Source organism: Acinetobacter sp. Q85-2 (genome assembly GCF_013420555.1).
GTDB lineage: Bacteria > Pseudomonadota > Gammaproteobacteria > Pseudomonadales > Moraxellaceae > Acinetobacter > Acinetobacter indicus.
The window spans coordinates 1-17,961 of sequence record NZ_VOXW01000006.1; the positions used below are offsets into that span (position 1 = coordinate 1).

At 47.6% G+C, this 17,961-nt stretch carries 19 protein-coding genes; 7 read left to right on the plus strand and 12 right to left on the minus strand.

The annotated features are described in order from the left end of the window. The coding region (locus tag FTT68_RS04350; protein ID WP_180175222.1) for a helix-turn-helix domain-containing protein at window positions 1-110 on the minus strand (110 nt) is incomplete at its 3' end. A 72-nt stretch (window positions 111-182) separates the two neighbouring features. On the opposite strand from FTT68_RS04350, the gene tnpA reads away from it, so the two are divergent. Next, window positions 183-632, plus strand: a complete 450-nt coding sequence (gene tnpA, locus FTT68_RS04355; protein ID WP_163146281.1) for an IS200/IS605 family transposase — start codon at window positions 183-185, stop codon at window positions 630-632. Window positions 633-661: 29 nt separating this feature from the next. Here the strand turns inward: tnpA and FTT68_RS04360 are convergent, their stop codons facing one another. Then, complete coding sequence (locus FTT68_RS04360) at window positions 662-1,210, minus strand: class I SAM-dependent methyltransferase (RefSeq protein WP_104488148.1); 549 nt, start codon at window positions 1,208-1,210, stop codon at window positions 662-664. Window positions 1,211-1,410: 200 nt separating this feature from the next. Between FTT68_RS04360 and FTT68_RS04365 the strand changes: the two genes are divergently transcribed. Then, window positions 1,411-1,944 carry a hypothetical protein gene (locus FTT68_RS04365; protein WP_370459245.1) on the plus strand — a complete coding sequence of 178 codons (534 nt, stop codon included), beginning with the start codon at window positions 1,411-1,413 and terminating at the stop codon, window positions 1,942-1,944. Window positions 1,945-1,999: 55 nt separating this feature from the next. Further along, window positions 2,000-2,419, plus strand: coding sequence for a protease inhibitor I42 family protein (locus tag FTT68_RS04370; RefSeq protein ID WP_225876381.1), 420 nt, complete (start codon window positions 2,000-2,002; stop codon window positions 2,417-2,419). A gap of 57 nt (window positions 2,420-2,476) precedes the next feature. Here the strand turns inward: FTT68_RS04370 and FTT68_RS04375 are convergent, their stop codons facing one another. Then, on the minus strand, window positions 2,477-2,809 hold the full coding sequence (locus FTT68_RS04375; protein WP_180175232.1) for a HopJ type III effector protein: 333 nt from the start codon (window positions 2,807-2,809) through the stop codon (window positions 2,477-2,479). Between the two features lie 173 nt (window positions 2,810-2,982). Here FTT68_RS04375 and crcB point away from each other — a divergent pair, with 173 nt between their 5' ends. Next, window positions 2,983-3,363, plus strand: a complete 381-nt coding sequence (gene crcB / locus FTT68_RS04380) for a fluoride efflux transporter CrcB (RefSeq protein WP_127799299.1) — start codon at window positions 2,983-2,985, stop codon at window positions 3,361-3,363. 106 nt (window positions 3,364-3,469) lie between these two features. Here the strand turns inward: crcB and FTT68_RS04385 are convergent, their stop codons facing one another. The 4 genes from FTT68_RS04385 to FTT68_RS04400 form a co-directional block, all read right to left on the minus strand. Then, on the minus strand, window positions 3,470-3,727 hold the full coding sequence (locus FTT68_RS04385) for a type B 50S ribosomal protein L31 (protein ID WP_016658507.1): 258 nt from the start codon (window positions 3,725-3,727) through the stop codon (window positions 3,470-3,472). A gap of 108 nt (window positions 3,728-3,835) precedes the next feature. Next, window positions 3,836-5,134 (minus strand): AarF/ABC1/UbiB kinase family protein, encoded by a 1,299-nt coding sequence (locus tag FTT68_RS04390; RefSeq protein WP_180175223.1) that lies wholly within the window; start codon window positions 5,132-5,134, stop codon window positions 3,836-3,838. 156 nt (window positions 5,135-5,290) lie between these two features. Then, a complete protein-coding gene (locus FTT68_RS04395; protein ID WP_075168245.1) occupies window positions 5,291-6,589 on the minus strand; it encodes an MATE family efflux transporter in 1,299 nt (432 codons plus the stop codon). 91 nt (window positions 6,590-6,680) lie between these two features. Further along, the gene (locus FTT68_RS04400; protein WP_016658510.1) at window positions 6,681-7,139 is read right to left on the minus strand and encodes a DMT family transporter; all 459 of its coding nucleotides are present in this window, start codon (window positions 7,137-7,139) and stop codon (window positions 6,681-6,683) included. Window positions 7,140-7,266: 127 nt separating this feature from the next. Between FTT68_RS04400 and hemW the strand changes: the two genes are divergently transcribed. After that, window positions 7,267-8,421, plus strand: coding sequence for a radical SAM family heme chaperone HemW (gene hemW, locus FTT68_RS04405; RefSeq protein WP_180175225.1), 1,155 nt, complete (start codon window positions 7,267-7,269; stop codon window positions 8,419-8,421). Between the two features lie 89 nt (window positions 8,422-8,510). On the opposite strand, the gene FTT68_RS04410 is transcribed toward hemW, so the two are convergent. From FTT68_RS04410 to hemF, 4 genes are all read right to left on the minus strand, one after another. Next, complete coding sequence (locus FTT68_RS04410; RefSeq protein ID WP_005180348.1) at window positions 8,511-10,334, minus strand: acyl-CoA dehydrogenase C-terminal domain-containing protein; 1,824 nt, start codon at window positions 10,332-10,334, stop codon at window positions 8,511-8,513. A gap of 409 nt (window positions 10,335-10,743) precedes the next feature. Then, a complete protein-coding gene (gene aroE / locus FTT68_RS04415) occupies window positions 10,744-11,532 on the minus strand; it encodes a shikimate dehydrogenase (protein ID WP_075168246.1) in 789 nt (262 codons plus the stop codon). Between the two features lie 218 nt (window positions 11,533-11,750). Further along, window positions 11,751-11,960 (minus strand): hypothetical protein, encoded by a 210-nt coding sequence (locus FTT68_RS04420; RefSeq protein WP_016658513.1) that lies wholly within the window; start codon window positions 11,958-11,960, stop codon window positions 11,751-11,753. 204 nt (window positions 11,961-12,164) lie between these two features. After that, window positions 12,165-13,106 (minus strand): oxygen-dependent coproporphyrinogen oxidase, encoded by a 942-nt coding sequence (hemF, locus tag FTT68_RS04425; RefSeq protein ID WP_005180340.1) that lies wholly within the window; start codon window positions 13,104-13,106, stop codon window positions 12,165-12,167. A gap of 235 nt (window positions 13,107-13,341) precedes the next feature. Here hemF and hemN point away from each other — a divergent pair, with 235 nt between their 5' ends. After that, window positions 13,342-14,715: an oxygen-independent coproporphyrinogen III oxidase gene (gene hemN / locus FTT68_RS04430; protein WP_180175226.1), complete on the plus strand. Its 1,374-nt coding sequence runs from the start codon at window positions 13,342-13,344 to the stop codon at window positions 14,713-14,715. 320 nt (window positions 14,716-15,035) lie between these two features. Here the strand turns inward: hemN and ribA are convergent, their stop codons facing one another. Beyond that, window positions 15,036-15,638, minus strand: a complete 603-nt coding sequence (ribA, locus tag FTT68_RS04435; RefSeq protein ID WP_034598236.1) for a GTP cyclohydrolase II — start codon at window positions 15,636-15,638, stop codon at window positions 15,036-15,038. Between the two features lie 310 nt (window positions 15,639-15,948). On the opposite strand from ribA, the gene dxs reads away from it, so the two are divergent. Beyond that, entirely contained in the window at window positions 15,949-17,859 is a 1,911-nt protein-coding gene (gene dxs, locus FTT68_RS04440) for a 1-deoxy-D-xylulose-5-phosphate synthase (protein ID WP_104471546.1), read from the plus strand. The last annotated feature ends 102 nt before the right edge of the window (window positions 17,860-17,961 follow it).

The following is a 17,961-nucleotide window of genomic DNA, read 5'->3' on the forward strand; positions in this document are numbered from 1 at the left end:
TCCTCATCGCATTTGGCATTCCAAACGAAACGAGCACAACCCATCCACTGACTTAAAATCAGCTTTTGATGTTGTGTTGGGTATGCTCTTAATTGGATGCCTGTTAGCAATTGAAAAACCTCTAGGTATTGAGGTTATTTTAGCTTAAAATAAGGTTAAAGTAAATCTAGTATGAGGATAAGATGTACGAGTGGAGAACAGGTAGATCATGCATTTATAAAAACATTGTTCATTTAATATTTGTTACGAAATACAGAAGAGATGTATTAACAAAAGACATGCTTTCCTCCCTAAAAGAGATTATGGAAGAAACCTGTTTGCAAATGGATTGTGAGCTTATTGAGTTTAATGGTGAAGATGATCACATCCACCTGCTTGTAAGTGTTCATCCAAAGCACTCAGTTTCCAACCTAGTTGGAAAACTGAAAGGGAAAAGTTCTTATGTTTTAAGGCGTTCATTTTGGGATGAAGTTAAGGAAAAACTATGGGGCAATCACTTTTGGTCGCCTAGTTACTGCGCTGTATCCTGTGGTGGCGCAAGTTTGGATGTAGTGAAAAAATACATTGAAGAACAAAGAATACCAACGTCAGAAAAAAATGCTAAAAAGTCCATGTCATTAAAAAAGAGCTAACTCGCCCTTAAAAGAGCGAGAATGCGCTCTTAGTTTTGTTCAAAACCGGCCTGCTGTAACAGCAGCGCCAGATCGCGGTTGAGATGACAGCCATCCGCCAGCCGTTTTTGTAGCGGCGTGAGTAGATGCTGCAAGCGTTGAATATATAAATTTTCAGGATGCAGCACATGCTCGACCAGATGCAGGCAACCACCCGGTTTCAGTACCCGATAAATTTCGGCCAGACACTGTTCAATCTGTTGCACGCTGCATAAGGTCCAGGTTGATACTACATGCTCCAGACGATTATCGGCAAAATCCAGCTGCTCAGCTTTGCCAGCCAGATGCTCCACCAGAATGGCACTGTCACGAATCCGTGTTTCGGCCAGCTGGAAAATCTCCAGGTTTGGCTCCAGCGCATAGACTACATCGACATTTTGGTAAAAGGGTAAATTCAGCCCGGTGCCAAAGCCAATCTCCAGTACCTCACCCTCAATTGGCAGCAGCAATTCACGGCGTAAATCCATCAGGCTCGGCGTCTGCATCACCTGATTCAGCAGGTGTGGGAAAATATGCTGTTGATAGAATTTATAAAGCATTGAAATCACATATTTTTATTTAATCTATGTTTATTTTAACTGAGCCGCGCAGGCAAAGACAAAAATGAGACCAAAGGTAACTATTTTCTTACCATTTCTTTATTTTCTGCTGATCAACATCGATTAACATCAAAGATATATCTGTTCTGACTGAAGGATCTGAGAATCTCATGAAGCTGCGCTTTGGACTTATTTCGCTTATGACGGCCGCCCTATTACAGACCAGTGCCATGGCATCGGTCGACTATAATATTGCCAAAGGGTTAGCGCCGGCATCTGCCGATCAGTCGATTTCGGTCTTGCAGTCCTTTCGTGGTGATTTCCGGATTTTAGGTTCAAAAACCTATACCGATGATGAACAGGCCAAGTTTTCTCCGATTGATTATGCCGTGAGCTGGGGCCTGTTTGCAGAGCCGGAAATTGCCCGGCATATTACGGTAAATCAGTACGACCGCTATTTAAACTGGAAAATGGATCGTTTACCGGTGCCGGCAGAGCAGGCCATGCAGATGGTTTCCAATATGCACATCATTCCGGCCAATCCAAACATTGCCAAACAGATTAAACAGGTCAAACGTGGTGATCTGGTGCGTTTAAGCGGGGAACTGGTGGAAGTTAAAGACAAAGATATGGTCTGGACGTCGTCACTCACCCCGACCGATACCGGTGATGGTGCCTGTGAAGTGTTCCGGGTCAGTTCAATCCAGTGGATTGAAAAAGTAAAACGTAGTTAATGTGGCCTGATGGGTAAAATGTAGCGCCAGGGGAATGTTGATGAATCATAGGTGGATGAATCATAGCAAGACGCTCATTCTCTGTAGCTGGCTGGGGCTGTTGACCCTCAGCGGTTGTGGCAGTGTCAGTACCCCGGTCGATGGTACTCATGTTTATCATGCCGATCAGCAATGTCCGGCACTGTTAAACTTAAAGATCGGGGAAACCCTGGAATTGCGTCTGGCAGAAAATCCAGCCACCGGCTATCACTGGTCGGTGATGCAACATCCGTCCATCTTTAAGCTGGAAACCTTGTATCTACACGCGGATACAGAAAATGCTCAGCATGACTCCGCGCAGTTAAATGCCGCTGGAGAAAAAACCTTCCGTTTTCGTGCGGTTCAGGTGGGTGAAGGACTGATTCATTTAAAACAGGCCAGGGCGGGAGAGCCGCTTCCCTTGGCAGAATGGAAATGCCGGGTGCGCGTGGCTTAAGCCCTGAACATCAGGCATAAAAAAACCTCTGTTTTAGAGGTTTTTGTTTTTTAAGGCTTATTTGGCTGTCAGCGCTTCGTCTTCAAACTGTACACCAGCCCAACCTTGCTGCATAAACTGGCGGATATTCTGATGATCGGTGGCTTCAGGCGTGGCCAGTACCGCCGCATAGTGTTCAGCAAACAGGCTTAAGGTTTGCGCGTGGTCTAAGCCATTTAATTTGGCAAAACTCAGCACTTTGGCGCTGCCCTGGTTTTCAGTGGCCGCATTGTGTTGCTGGCCATTGCTAAACGCAGTTGGCGTGTGGGTATAACGTGCATCAATATAGGCAATTACATCGGCAAAGTTCGCTTTGCCTGCATGCAGCTGGGCCAATAAATCTTGAGCCATCATGTTCTCAATCCATAGAAAAAATTGGTAAAAGCCCTGCGACAATAGCATGTTTTTTCGCAGGGGTTTAGCCTATTTCGGCCTCAATTTTTGCACCCGGCAGATGAAAAAATCTGCGCTTTGGCCCAACTTGTGGATAAAATGGCAGTTATACACATGGGAATCAACACGACATGAATTGGCTTTGGGTGGCATTGGGTGGAGCAATTGGGGCGAGTCTGCGCTATGGCCTGAGTTTGTGGCTATTTAAGCCCAGTGTGTTATTTCCCTGGCCGACCTGGTCGGTGAATCTGCTCGGCTGTTTTGCTGCCGGAATATTCTTTGCCTTCAGCCAAAAGTTCCCGGTGTTACAACAGGAGTTGCGACTGTTTTTGATGGTCGGAATTTTAGGCGGCTTTACCACCTTTTCCAGTTTTGGGCTGGAAACCTTTCAATTGCTGAAACAGGGACACACCAGCGTGGCGTTAATGTATGTGATCTCAAGTGTGATTTTGGGTGTGCTCTGTCTGGCGGTGGGTTTTTATCTGTTTCAGGTGCTATTAAATACGAAATAAAAAACAGGAAAATCAACTGCATAAAATAAAAAAATGAAGCCTAGCTGGAGATAAAGGTCTAGACTTCATAAAGGATGTGTATGCCAATTTTTTTCTACTGCGCGGCTTAGTCCTTGCTGCGTTTAAAACGGGCAAAGCGTTTATTGAAGCTGGCGACACGGCCTTCATTGCTGGCCTGACGCTGCTCACCGGTATAAAACGGATGCGAAGCACTGGAAATATCTAAAGTCATATAGGGATAGATTTTGCCCTGATATTCCTTGGTCTGCTGCGGCTTCAGGGTGCTGCCAATAATAAAATAGGCATCGGCATTGGTGTCGTGAAACAGCACTTCCTGATATTCGGGATGGATCTCTGGACGCATAACAATTCCTCATGTTTGTTGAATTGTGTAATGTTATAACGTAACAAATAATAAGTAAAGTCAGCCCGAATGGGTCATTCGGGCTCAGTGTGGTTTTTAATATATGGTTTAAGCGTGTGGTGGAACCAGTTCTTCAAACAGATCATTTAAATTGTCATGCACTTTTAAATGAATCAGGTTCCAGTAATGACCCGATACCGTACGGTTGACCATTAAGGTATCGGGTGATGGCTTGAATACATCCCAATATTTTAACGAGGGTTTCATCAGTTCCATACCATCATGATGGGCCGAGTTTTCGGCAAAATCATAATCGGTGGTCAAAGGGCGCATCAGCACTTCCAGCCAGGCCTGATACAGTTCTGGCGGGAATTTGCCTTGCTCGGACAGGGAGTGCAGGGCAGTCAGTTCCTGTTCCATTAAGGCAATATTCTGGGCACGGCCGGCCTGAATCAGCGCTTTAAAATGCTGCACAATGTCATTGGACAAGGTCTTCACACCGCCGTAATCATAAATAATCACGCTGCCATCTTCACGGAAGGCAAAGTTACCCGGATGCGGGTCACAGTGGAAACGCTTGAGATAGAAAATTTCCTGACCAATAGCGCGAAACAGCCGGCGTCCCAGTTCATTCCGGGTCGCCAGTGGCCACTGGCTGGCGGTTTCAATACTGTCACCCTGTTCCAGACTTAACGTTAAAATATGCCGGGTCGAATAGTCCTTAAAGACCTGCGGAATAATAATTTTACTGTCCAGCGCCTGATGGAAGGTACGTGCCACTTCCAGGTTTTGTGCTTCAATCTGGTAGTTCAGTTCATTGTCCAGACTGTCCTGAATTTCCTGGAACAGTTTGTCCTGCAATTTACGGTCAATTTTTAACACACCCATTAAACGCAAGGCCAAGCGCACCTGTTTCAGGTCACTTTCACAGGCTTTATCGACACCCGGATACTGGATTTTCACTACCACCTGTTCACCCGTCGGCAAAATTGCCTTATGTACCTGGCCAATGGACGCGGCGGCAAATGGGGTTTCATCAAAATGCTGGAAAATCTGCGCGAGGGGCTTGCCCAGTTCTTTTTCGATTTGTGCCTGAATTTCGGCAAAAGGCATGGGCGGTGCCTGACGTTGTAATTTGCTGATGGCCCGCGCCACTTCTGGTGGGAAAATATCTTTATATTGCGAGGCAATTTGCCCCACTTTCATGACCGCACCTTTCATTTCTCCCAAGGTATCGGCAATCTGGATACCAATATCCTGAAACAGTTTGCTGCGTGCGGCATTCTTCTGCTCGTCATCGGCAGAAAAGTTTTTAATTGAATTGGAAACGGTTTTGGTGGCGATACTGGCGGTCATACTGGCCAGTTTCATAAAGCGACGACCCGGTGTACTAGCCGTTTTTGCCATGCGAGGTTCCTTAAGATCATCTTGACTATCTGCCTTGAGCATACCGGCAGTTGGGTGAAAAGCCTACTTTAAATTGTTAATAAGCAATTTCACTGCATACTACAAATAAAAAAGCCGGCGGTAATGGCCGGCTAGAGATGATGGGAGGCGAATCGCTTAGCTGCTTTGACTCAGGCGCTGGTTGTTCATATACAACCGGATCAGCAACAGTACACAGGCCACGCTCAAGCCGACAATCAGGCCGACCCAGACCCCGGCCGCGCCCATGCTGCCAAAGCGGGAAAAATACACCCCGACCGGAAAGGCAATGACCCAGTAGGCCAGCATGGTAATCCACATCGGGCCTTTGGTGTCCTGCATACCGCGCAAACAGCCGGCTGCACTAATTTGCCAGGCATCCATCAACTGATAGGCAATTGCAAACAGCAGCAGATACATCGCCACCTGTGCCACATCGACATCCGAGGTATAAATCGAAATAATTTCCGGACGGAACAGCCACATAAAACTCATGGTCATAAAGGCCAGCAGGGTTGCGGTAATCAGCCCCAAATACTGCACGCGGCGCATGGCAGCCCAGTTTTTTTCACCATAATAGGTGCCAATGCGGATGGTCAGTGCAATGGCTAGAGACATCGGAATCATAAACAGCTGTGAGGTCACCGACATGGCAATCTGATGCGCCGCCACCAGTGTTTCCCCTAAGGGGCTAATCACAATGGCCGCGGTACTGAAAATACTGACTTCAAAGAAAATTGCCAAACCAATCGGCAGGCCGAGCATTAAAATCCGTTTCATCCAGTAACGGTCGATGGGTTCCCAGCGGGTAAAAATCTGGGTGCTTTGGTAGGCGCTGCTTTTGGAAATATACAGCGCCAGGGTAATAAACATCAGCCACTGTAAAATGGCCGTGGCAAAGCCGCAGCCGGCACTGCCCAGTTCAGGCAGTGGCCCTAAACCATACATAAAGATCAGGTTCAACGGCACCAGTACCACCAGCGCCAGCAGACTGATGACCGTTACCGGCCGTGGATAACCCAGCGCCTCGGAATAGCCACGTAGCGCAGCATACATGGTCACTGCCGGCATACCAAACCCAATGGCATGCAGGAACAGTCCGGCTTTCGGTTGCAGGCTTTCTGGTACTCCAAGCAGCGGCAATAACAGCGGCGCCAGCTGTAGAATTAGGCAGGCAATCCAGCCCAAAATAAACGCCACCCATAACGATTGCCGGGCAATGGTGGCAATTTTTTCCGGTGTACGCGCACCATTGGCCTCGGCCACCAGCGGCGTGGTGGCAATCATGATGCCACTAAACAGCAGCATCACCGGAAGCCAGAGTCCCACACCAACTGCAATTGCGGCTAAATCGGTCGGTGAAAACTGACCGGCCATAATGGTATCAATTAGCCCCAGACCGGCCTGGGCAAATTGCGTCACCAGAATCGGAATCATTAAACGGAACAGTTGTTTTAATTCAAAACGTGTGTTGCCAAGCGTAGCCACAGTTATTACCCATATTCATCATGTGCTTAGAACAGAGCGATTAGCGTTGTAAAGTGAGAAGCACACCTATAAAAATCACCACGCCACCCAGAAGACGTTGCCAGTTGATGGGTGCTTTTTCTGTGCCCAGGACACCAAAATGATCGACCAGCATCGACATGGCAATCTGGCCAAACAGGATTAAACCGGTCAGGGTGAGATAGCCGAGTTTCGGTGCTGCATAAATACTTAAACTGATGGCATAGACCCCTAACACGCCGCCCAGCCACATATACCAGGGCAAATGGACGATCTCGTGCAGATTGGGTTTGGGAACCTGTTGAAAAAACACCAAAATAGCCAGCACTATTGTACCAACCAAAAACGAGAAAAGGGCAGCCTGCAAAGGAGAATATAAATATTCGCGTAGCTGGGTATTGATGGCGGTTTGCAGGGTCATGGCAATCCCGATCCCCATGGCCAGCGGCATTAAAAGCAGTAATTGCGAAGATATTTTCATCATTCTAACACGCTAATTCTTCTGTAATTTTTTCTAGTGTAGCGGGATTCGCTGTGAGATTTTATCGGTGTCATGATGCAGTCATGTTAAAATATGCATCTTCCTTTGCTGTTTTTGAGCTTGTTCCTTGGCTGAATTGAATCCTGCGTCTGTGCCCTTGTCCCTCTATATTCACATGCCGTGGTGCGTGCGCAAGTGTCCGTATTGTGACTTTAACTCGCATGCCGTCCCGGATGGCAAACTGTCACTGGATTTGGAGCAGCACTATTTACAAGCCTTGGTCGCCGATTTTAATACGCAGCTGGAATTTGCCCAGGGTCGTGCAATTCACAGTGTGTTTATTGGCGGTGGGACGCCATCGCTGATTTCAGCAGCCGGTTATCAATGGCTGTTTGCACAGCTTAAAGCGCTGTTGCCGTTTCAAGACGATTGCGAAATTACCTTAGAGGCCAATCCGGGCACCATTGAACATGATCCTTTTGCCGGTTATCTGGCGGCGGGAATTAACCGCCTGTCAATTGGGGTGCAAAGTTTTAATAGCGATCATCTGCAAAAACTGGGCCGGATTCATAGTCAGAGTGATGCGCTTTCAGCGATTCACTTGGCGCGTGAGGCCGGCTTTCAGCGCATTAACGTCGATTTGATGCATGGTTTGCCGGAGCAGACTTTGGAACAGGCCTTAAATGATTTAAAACTGGCGGTCGAGCAGGGCGCAACCCATATTTCCTGGTATCAGCTGACCATTGAACCGAATACCGTGTTTTTCCGCACCCAGCCGGTGTTACCGGTCGATGAAGTGCTGGAAGCGATTCAGGAACAGGGTGAGGCCTATTTAAAGGCCAATGGTTTTATCAATTATGAAGTATCGGCGTGGCGGAAGGAGCGACCTTCGGCACATAATTTGAATTACTGGCAATTTGGCGATTATCTGGCGATTGGCGCTGGTGCGCATGGCAAAGTCACCCGACCAGATGGGGTATACCGTTTCCAGAAAACCCGCCTGCCAAAAGATTATCTGGCTAAGGTGCCGGCCGAGCATGGACAGTTCAAACGGATTACCGCTGAGGAGATGCCGTTTGAGTTTATGATGAATGCACTGCGCCTGAATGCTGGAGTCGATGCGAAACTTTATGTAGAACGTACCGGTTTAAGTCTGGATGATTTGGCACCGGTATTAACCTCACTACGTCAGCGCAAGTTGCTGGTGGAAGATGCCAGTCGGCTGGCCTGTACCGAACAGGGGCATGTGTTTTTAAATTCGGTGCTGGAAGAGTTTTTATAACAATCCAAAACCTTCGCTTAGGATATTCACTGCTTTACAGTACTCATAAAAAAGACCGCTTGCGCGGTCTTTTCTTTTTTGGCTTTGACTTAGTAGTCGAAGCTAAAATGTTCCGGTGCTAATGCCGTCATGGTTTTAGATGGATTGACCATCGCTTCGGCATGACCTTGAGTACGTGGCAATAAGCGTTCAAAGTAGAAATCTGCCACTTTGATTTTCGCTTTGTAGAACTCTGGGGTTTCTGCGCCATCATTCGATGCCAGTTTGGCCGATGCGACGGCCGCCTGCTGTGCCCAGAAGTAAGCCATCATCACATAACCCGAGAACATCAGGAAGTCGACAGAGGCACTTGAGACGATATCGCGGTCTTTACGTGCTGCCAGCATGATCCGTACAGTCAGGGCATTCCACTGCGCGCATAGCTTGGTTAAGTCCCAGGCAAAACGGCGCATGTATTTATTGCGGGCATGCTGACCACAGAATTTCAGAATTTCTGCGGTATAGTCACGAATCACTTTACCTTTTGAGGTCAGCAGCACTTTACGGCCAATCAGGTCAAGCGCCTGTACACCGGTGGTGCCTTCATACAGGGTCGAGATACGCGAGTCACGTACAATCTGTTCCATGCCCCATTCTTTGATATAACCATGACCGCCATAAACCTGCATGCCGTGGTTGGCTGCTTCATAGCCCATTTCAGTCAGGAAGCCTTTTAGAATTGGAGTATAGAAACCGAGGTGATCATCATGTTGTTCAAAGGCAGCAGTATCGCCACGCTCCAGTGCATCGGTCATTTTGTCGGCAATTTGTGCAGCATGATAAATCATGGCACGACCACCTTCAGCAATAGCTTTTTGCGTCAGCAGCATACGGCGCACATCGGCATGGTGAATAATGGCATCGGCCACTTTTTCCGGATCTTTTTTACCGGACAGAGCACGCATTGACATCCGCTCTTTGGCATACGGTAAAGCGCCCTGGAAGGCCTGTTCCGCATGACAGATCCCCTGAATCGCGGTACCAATACGGGCAGTATTCATAAAGGTGAACATGGCATGCAGGCCTTTGTTCGGCTCGCCAATTAAATAACCCACCGCATTGTCAAAGTTCAGCACTGCGGTTGCTGACGCGCGAATCCCCATTTTGTGTTCAATTGAACCACAGGTCACCGGGTTACGCTCACCCACGCCACCATCTGCAGATGGCAGGAATTTCGGTACGATAAACAGGGAAATGCCTTTGGTGCCGGCTGGAGCATCCGGTAAACGTGCCAGCACAATATGGACAATATTTTCGGTCAGGTCATGTTCACCGGCAGAAATAAAGATTTTGGTGCCTGAAATGGCATAAGTGCCATCGGCTTGCGGTTCCGCTTTGGTTTTCACCTGACCTAAGTCAGTACCACATTGTGGCTCGGTCAAACACATGGTTCCTGACCAGGTGCCTGCCACCAGATGCGGCAGATAGGTATCTTTTTGTTCGTCTGTACCGTACTGGATAATGGTGTTGATACAGCCCACACTTAAACCCGGATACATCTGAAATGACCAGTTGGCGGTGCCCATCATTTCAGATTTAATCAGGTTTAACGACATTGGCAGGTTTTGACCGCCGTACTGTTCAGGATAAGATAGACCTTGCCAGCCGCTTTGCACAAACTGGTCATAAGCCTCTTTAAAGCCTTTTGGCGTTTTCACTTCGCCATTTTCAAAATGACAGCCTTCCTGATCGCCGGTCTGGTTCAAAGGAGAGAGGACATTTTCACAAAAATCAGCCGCCCCTTCGAGAATCATGTCGACTGTTTCTGGATCTGCTGCTTCACCGTTAGACAAAGTTTGATAATGTGCTGGATAGTCAAACACTTCATTCATTAAGAAACGAATGTCGTGTAAAGGCGCTTTATATGCTGGCATAACATTAATCCTGATTTAAAAATAGTTTTGGATTATCTGATCGGATAGTTTGATTATTCACACTGCGCATCAAAATACATTGATGTTGAATTCAGTTAAAAATGTCAGAAAAGCGAATCAATAGAATCTTATAGACGTGGGATCAGTTCTAATTTAGGAGAAAATCCTGCCCTTGTCACCACTGTTTTTTGTATTCTATTTATTTAAATTATAACAAAATAAAACATAATTGAGCATGATCTAGGACCAAAGCCTAATAGCGGCAAAGACGTTTAAATCTGGGCAAATCGGTTGCCATATTTGTGTCATTAAATCCAATCATAATACGGGTTAATTGTGCAGCCCAAAGGCTAGGCATAAAAAAAGAACCGTGCAAGATCGGTTCTTTTTCTGGGCAAAATCGCAGATTTTAAAGAAAATCTTTTAAATCGGGTTTGACCCCATTCCAGATTGAAAACGATTCAATTGCCTGTCCGACCAGCATGCCAAAGCCTTCCGAGGTTGGAATCTGACGGGCCTTGGCCTGTTCCAGAAAACTGGAGGGCTTGCCATAGGCCATTTCATAGGCATGTTGAAATTGCAGCGCGTCCGGCAGAATTAAAGCATCGCCACTCAAGCTGGCCGATGTCGCATTAATGACAATGTCAAACTCGCCCGCTAGTGCATCCAGACCAATGGCGGACAGTTCGGCCTGTGGTACGGCTTGCTGCAAATCAGCCACCAGCTGTTCGGCGCGCGCCAGAGTACGGTTGGCAATCACCACTTTTTTGACGCCGGCCTGAACCAGCGGATAAATCACGCCACGGGTGGCGCCGCCGGCACCAATAATCAGAATTTCGGTATTGTCCAAATTCCAGTTCAGCGCACGAATGGCATCGACCAGCCCTTGACCATCGGTATTGTCCCCATGCAGCTGGCCATCTTGCATCCACAAGGTATTTACAGCTTTGGCGGTTTTGGCCCGTTCGCTGAGTACATCACACAAGGCAAAGGCCTGTTCTTTAAACGGCACGGTGACATTCATGCCCACCCCACCTTCGGCAAAGAATTCACGAATATTGGCTTCAAAACCATCCAGCGGTGCCAGGCGTTTGCGATAGACCAGATCAACCCCGGTTTTTTCGGCAAAGGCATGATGCAGTTCTGGAGAGCGGGACTGTTCAATCGGGTTGCCCACAACGGCAAATTGTTTGCGCATTTTCACATGATCCATGTGCTGAAATGCTCATCAATATACGCCAAATCGGGCAGGGGCTAAAGCCTGCAAATGATGAACAATTGGAATAAATCCAATAAGCAAAACGACACAATCGGGTGTCGGGCAGGGAAGAGGGGGATAAGGTAAAAGAAGAGAAAATCGAATAGAGAAAAATAAAAAGATCAATAAAGCAGTCTGATCTGTAAACCTGTGACGGCTTAAGGATTACAGATATCCAAGATGGTATCTAAAACCAGCAAGACTGAAGTAAAGACCAGGGCAATCAGGGCAAAAACACTGGCCACAATCGACAGGCTGTCACTTAAAGGATGTTCGAAAATAAAGGTAATACTGAGAGAGCAGACTAGAAGACTGAGAATCAGCCAGAACAGCAGGCCTTTGTGTTGAGCAATGAAATTTTGCAGCATGGGAGCGTTCCTTAAATCGATACTGGCTCAATTCCATCTTTTGCCAGACACATTAAACCAAGACTATAGAGTCTACTCGCTTTAAATGAAAGTCTTGTGAAAAGTTGGCGAAAAAGTGTATGCAAATATATTTAAACGTATGCGACTTGCAAGCGTATGTTGCAAGAAAAAAGCTACCGCTATTTGCGGTAGCTTTTTAGAAACTTATTGTAGTTCGCGTAGCCAGTCATGCGGCTTTAAATAATAGTCGGTGAGTTTTTTCTCTGCGGAATCGGCATCCCATTCCGGGCGATAACTCCAGCCGGCCAGGTTGGGCAAGCTGACCAGAATGGATTCAATTCGGCCGCCAGTTTGCAGGCCAAACAGGGTACCGCGGTCATAAACCAGATTATATTCCACATAGCGGCCACGACGATAGAGCTGGAATTCACGCTGCGCTTCGGTATAAGGTTTATCCTGATTGCGTTTAAAAATCGGCAAAATCGCTTCCAGATAGCCATTGCCCACCGCCTGAATATACTCAAAGCAGGTATCAAAATCCCACTGGTTTAAATCATCAAAGAACAGACCGCCGACCCCGCGCTGTTCATCGCGATGTTTCAGATAGAAATAGTCATCACACCACTGTTTGTGTTCGGCATAGACTTGCTCGCCAAAGGGTGCACATAAATCATGTGCAATCTGATGCCAGGACAGGACATCTTCATCATTCGGATAAAACGGGGTCAGGTCAAAACCGCCGCCAAACCACCAGATCGGGTCCTGGCCTTCCGGTTCGGCCACAAATAAACGCACATTGGCATGTGAGGTCGGGACATTTGGATTTTTCGGGTGAATCACCAGGGATACACCCATCGCCTGCGCTTTGGCACCGGCAATACCGGGATGACGTTCAGTTGCCGAGGCAGGCAGTTTGGAGATGTTAATATGCGAGAACATCACCCCGCCTTTTTCAATCACGCTGCCGTTTTGTAAGACCCGGGAACGGCCACCGCCCCCTTCAGGGCGCTGCCAGTCATCAATTACAAATTCAGCCGTACCGCCGCCGGCCCGTTCCTGTTGTTCTAACGCGGCACAGATGCGCGCCTGTAAATCGAGGAGAAATTCACGTACGCGTTGAATATCAGCGGAGGTAGGATGCTGCATGATGACACTCATGAATAAAAAACAATAAGCACATCAAAGCACAGATTGGTAAAAAAATTAAGAGGGGAAGGGCTGCTGTGCGCTGCGCATGGCTGATCTAAGTGAAGAGGCAACAGCATGAGCTTCCCGATTCCCGACCAAAAGGCTAGGTTGAATTCCTGTTTTAAGCTCCGCACAATAGTGAATACGGGCCTTGTGCCTACCTCATAGGGTCAATTGCAGTGGAGCAATGTAGATGTTGAAACCGGCCAGTTCTCTCGTACAAAAATACAATGTTCCGGGACCCCGCTATACCAGTTATCCGACCGTACCGTATTGGGAAGAGGCCAGTTTTTCTAGTGAGGCCTGGCAGCAAAGTCTGCAACGCGCGTTTGCTGAATCCAATGCCAGCGAAGGCATCAGCCTGTATATCCATCTGCCCTTCTGCGAAAGTTTATGTACCTTTTGCGGTTGCCATAAGCGCGTGACCAAACGCCATGAAGTGGAGCAACCGTATATTCAGGCGGTGCTGAAAGAGTGGGATTTATATTGCCAGTTGCTGCCAGACCGGCCGATGATTAAAGAAATCCATTTGGGTGGCGGCACGCCGACTTTCTTTTCTGTAGCCCATTTACAGCAGCTGATTCAGGGCATTCTGGGCAAAGCCATAGTCGCGCCCGAGCATGAATTCAGTTTTGAAGGCCATCCGAACAATACCACTCGTAAACATTTGCAAGCGCTGTATGATCTGGGCTTTCGCCGGGTCAGCTATGGCGTGCAGGACTATAATGAAAAGGTCCAGAAAGCCATCCACCGGATTCAGCCTTATGAACATGTGCAGCGTGTGACCGAATGGGCGCGTGATATTGGCTACACGTCAATTTCGCATGATCTGGTTTTTGGTCTGCCTTTTCAGAATCTGGAGGATGTTTTACATACCATTCAGCAGACCACCCAGTTAAATCCGGACCGTCTGGCCTTTTATAGTTATGCGCATGTACCGTGGATTAAAGGCAATGGCCAGCGCGGTTTTAAAGATGATGATGTGCCAAAAGATGAACTGAAACGTACCCTGTATGAAGAGGGCAAGAAGAAATTGCTGGCGCATGGTTATCATGAAATTGGCATGGATCATTTTGCCCTGAAAAGCGATGCCATGTATCAGGCTTTTCAGCAGGGCAGTCTGCACCGTAACTTTATGGGCTATACCGCTTCCAAAACCCAGCTGATGATTGGGCTTGGGTTATCTTCCATCAGTGATAGCTGGTACAGCTTTGCGCAAAATGAAAAGACCCTGGAAGATTATTATGCGCGACTGGAACAGAATGAAATTCCGGTATTTCGCGGGCATGTATTGACCGCTGAGGACCTGATGATTCGCCGGCATATCCTGAATTTGATGTGCAGCTTCCAGACCTCATGGGCCGAGCCAGAGATGCAGTTCCCGGAATTGCCTGAGGTGCTCAAGCAGCTGGAAGAAATGCAGGAAGATGGCTTGTTAACGCTGTTTGAGGATCATTTACAGGTTACGGAGCAGGGCAAACCGTTTGTACGTAATATCTGTATGGCGTTTGATTTGCGTTTAAAACGTAAAGTACCGAGTACCCGTATTTTCTCAATGACGATTTAATTTTTATCTCAGCCAATTCAGCATTCAATCACATGACCCGGCGACAGGGAGGTCGCCATTTCACTGTATGGCAGGGATGCCATATCAGTGAAATAAAGGGGTTTGGTTACTTTGCCCCGTCAAAGTAACAAAGAAAAAGCCTTCATGCAGAATGAAATGTTATTGATACAGGTAGTCTGCCAATTTGAAATAGTTTAAAAAGAAGCCATTTAATCGAGATAAGCGGAAAGGCGACCTCCCTGTCGCCGGTCATCTAAATCAATATCGGGTATGGGATTCCTTAGATCTGAGAAGAATTGTTTTAAAACTAAAAAGATGACTTAGAAGTCATCTTTTTGGTACATATGTGCCATACGCTCATGTTTGGTCTTTAAATACTGCTCATTAAACGGGTTTAAACCCACCGTTAACGGCACGCGATCCACCACATTAATCCCTTGCTCACGGAGCGCTTCAATCTTTAGCGGGTTATTGGTAATTAACCGCACCGCTTTGACTTGCAGATGATCCAGCATAATGCTGCACATATCATATTGACGGGCATCGGCTGGCAGATTCAGCATTAAATTGGCATCTACCGTGTCATGTCCCTGATCTTGCAGGGCATAGGCGCGAATCTTGTTGGTCAGGCCAATGCCGCGTCCTTCCTGACGCAAATATAAAATCACCCCTTGTCCGGCTTCATTAATCAGACGCTGGGTGGCCTGTAATTGCGGGCCGCAGTCACATTTTAATGAAGCAAAGGCATCCCCGGTTAAGCACTCGGAATGGACACGAACCAGTACTGGTTCGGTCGGGGCCTGTTCCAGACCTTTAGACAGTGCAACATGCTCTTCGCCAGTTTTCGGATCTTGAAATACAGTAATTTTAAATTCACCAAAAGCGGTTGGTAGTCTTGACGTTGCGACAAATTCTATAGGCACAGTTTTACCCGTTAAATTGTTCATGAATGCGTTAAAGTATAGCCTAATGCTCAGACATTAGTAGAATAGGATTGCTGAATTTCTGCAGAAGATTTTCTTTTTTGTAGAAAGCGAACGATAATAGTTGATAAATAGCGAGGTTATTCAGGATAATCTACGCCACCTAAACACTGCCCGACTGAAATCATTGCTCAAAACTACATCGCTAGAAATGTGGCTGATTGAAGATGGTACAATTCGACTATATGATCGAGTAACTCCCCCTTGACCTAGCTTAGGTTTTGCCAGGCTTTAGAAGGCTTTGCCACATATGTTGTATACAGAAATACCGACTCAACGCCCTGTAACACCGTTGCTGGATAGCATAGATCATCCACAACAATTACGTTTACTCGCGCAAAGCCAGTTAGCACAAGTGGCGGATGAGTTACGTCAATTCATTTTGTATGCAGCAGGGCAAAGTGGCGGGCATTTCGGTGCCAATTTAGGGGTCATCGAACTGACTGTGGCCGTGCATTATGCGTTTAATACGCCACATGACCGCCTGATCTGGGATGTTGGTCATCAGGCCTATCCACATAAAGCCTTAACCGGACGCCGTGAACAGCTGACCACTATTCGTGCCAAAGATGGTCTGGCCGCGTTTCCGGCCCGTGAAGAATCTGAATTTGATACCTTTGGTGTCGGCCATTCATCCACCGCGATTTCTGCCGGTTTGGGCATGGCGCTGGCCAGCCGTTATCAGCAGCAACAGCGCGAAGTGGTGGCAATTATTGGTGACGGCGCCATGACCGCCGGTATGGCCTTTGAAGCCATGAATGATGCGGTGGCGCATCAGGCCGATTTAATGGTCATTTTAAACGACAATGATATGTCAATTTCCTGCAGCACCGGCGGTTTTGCCAAACATCTGGCGGCGCTGTGGCAGCGCGGCGAAAGCGTGCATATTGATGCTTCTGGTGAGGCCTATATCCAGCCGCATCCCGAGTGGGGCTACACCTCACGTTTGCATTGTGCTGCGACCGATGCCGCCGACAATTTATTTAAAGCGATTGGTTTTGATTATTTTGGTCCTTTTGATGGCCATGATGTTGATCAACTGGTCAATGTATTCCAGGCACTGAAAAAGCGTAAAGGCCCGCGTTTAATCCACATCTATACCAAAAAAGGTAAAGGCTTTGCCCCGGCAGAAGCGGACCAGATTAAATATCACGCCATTAGTAAAATCAACAGCAGTGCGTCTGCAGCAGCGGCGCCTAAATATTCCGATGTTTTTGGCCAATGGCTGTCCGATGAAGCTGCACAAGATTCACGTCTGCTGGCGATTACCCCAGCCATGTGCGAAGGTTCGGGCATGGTGCAGTTTGCCAAGCAATATCCGGAGCGTTTCTTTGACGTGGCGATTGCCGAACAGCATGCCGTGACCCTGGCCGCCGGAATGGCCTGTGAAGGTTTAAAACCTGTGGTCGCAATTTATTCGACCTTCCTGCAACGTGGTTATGATCAGCTGATTCATGATGTGGCGCTGCAAAATCTGGATGTCACCTTCGGCATCGACCGGGCTGGTCTGGTCGGTGAAGATGGTCCAACCCATGCCGGAGCCTATGACTATGCCTACATGCGCACCGTACCGAATATGGTGATCATGGCGCCGAAAGATGAAAATGAATGCCGCCAGATGCTACACACGGCTTATCATTATCCGGGGCCGGCAGCGGTGCGTTATCCACGTGGTAATGGCGTTGGAGTCGAAATTCAGCAGCAATTGAACCTGATGGAGATTGGTCAGGCAGAAATTGTGGCGCGTTTTAATGAACAGTCGGATGAGCAGATTGCCATTTTGGCCTTTGGTAGCCGGGTCTATCCGGCCATTGAAGCAGCACAGGCATTTGCAGCCCGGCATGACATTGCCGTGCAAGTGGTGAACATGCGTTTTGTGAAACCGCTGGATGAAGCCATGATTGAACGCCTGGCTGAAAACACCCAGCTGTTTGTAACCGTAGAAGAACATGCAGTGATGGGCGGCGCGGGCAGTGCCGTCAGTGAATATCTGGCCAAGGCTCAGCTGGTCAAGCCTATTATTCACTTAGGCCTGGATGACAGCTTTATGCAACAGGCCACACATAGCCAGATGTTGCAGCAGGCCGGTCTTGATGCCGCCGGTATCGAGCAGGCCATGACCCAGGCCTGGAACAAGCTGACCGAGAGCGTTTCATCCTGAAGCAATAAATTTTAGAAACATTTATTCCCCAAAAGCCCCAATATTTGCTAAAATGTTGGGGCTTTTATGCATTATTCTTTATCAGTATCTTCAAATTTGTAG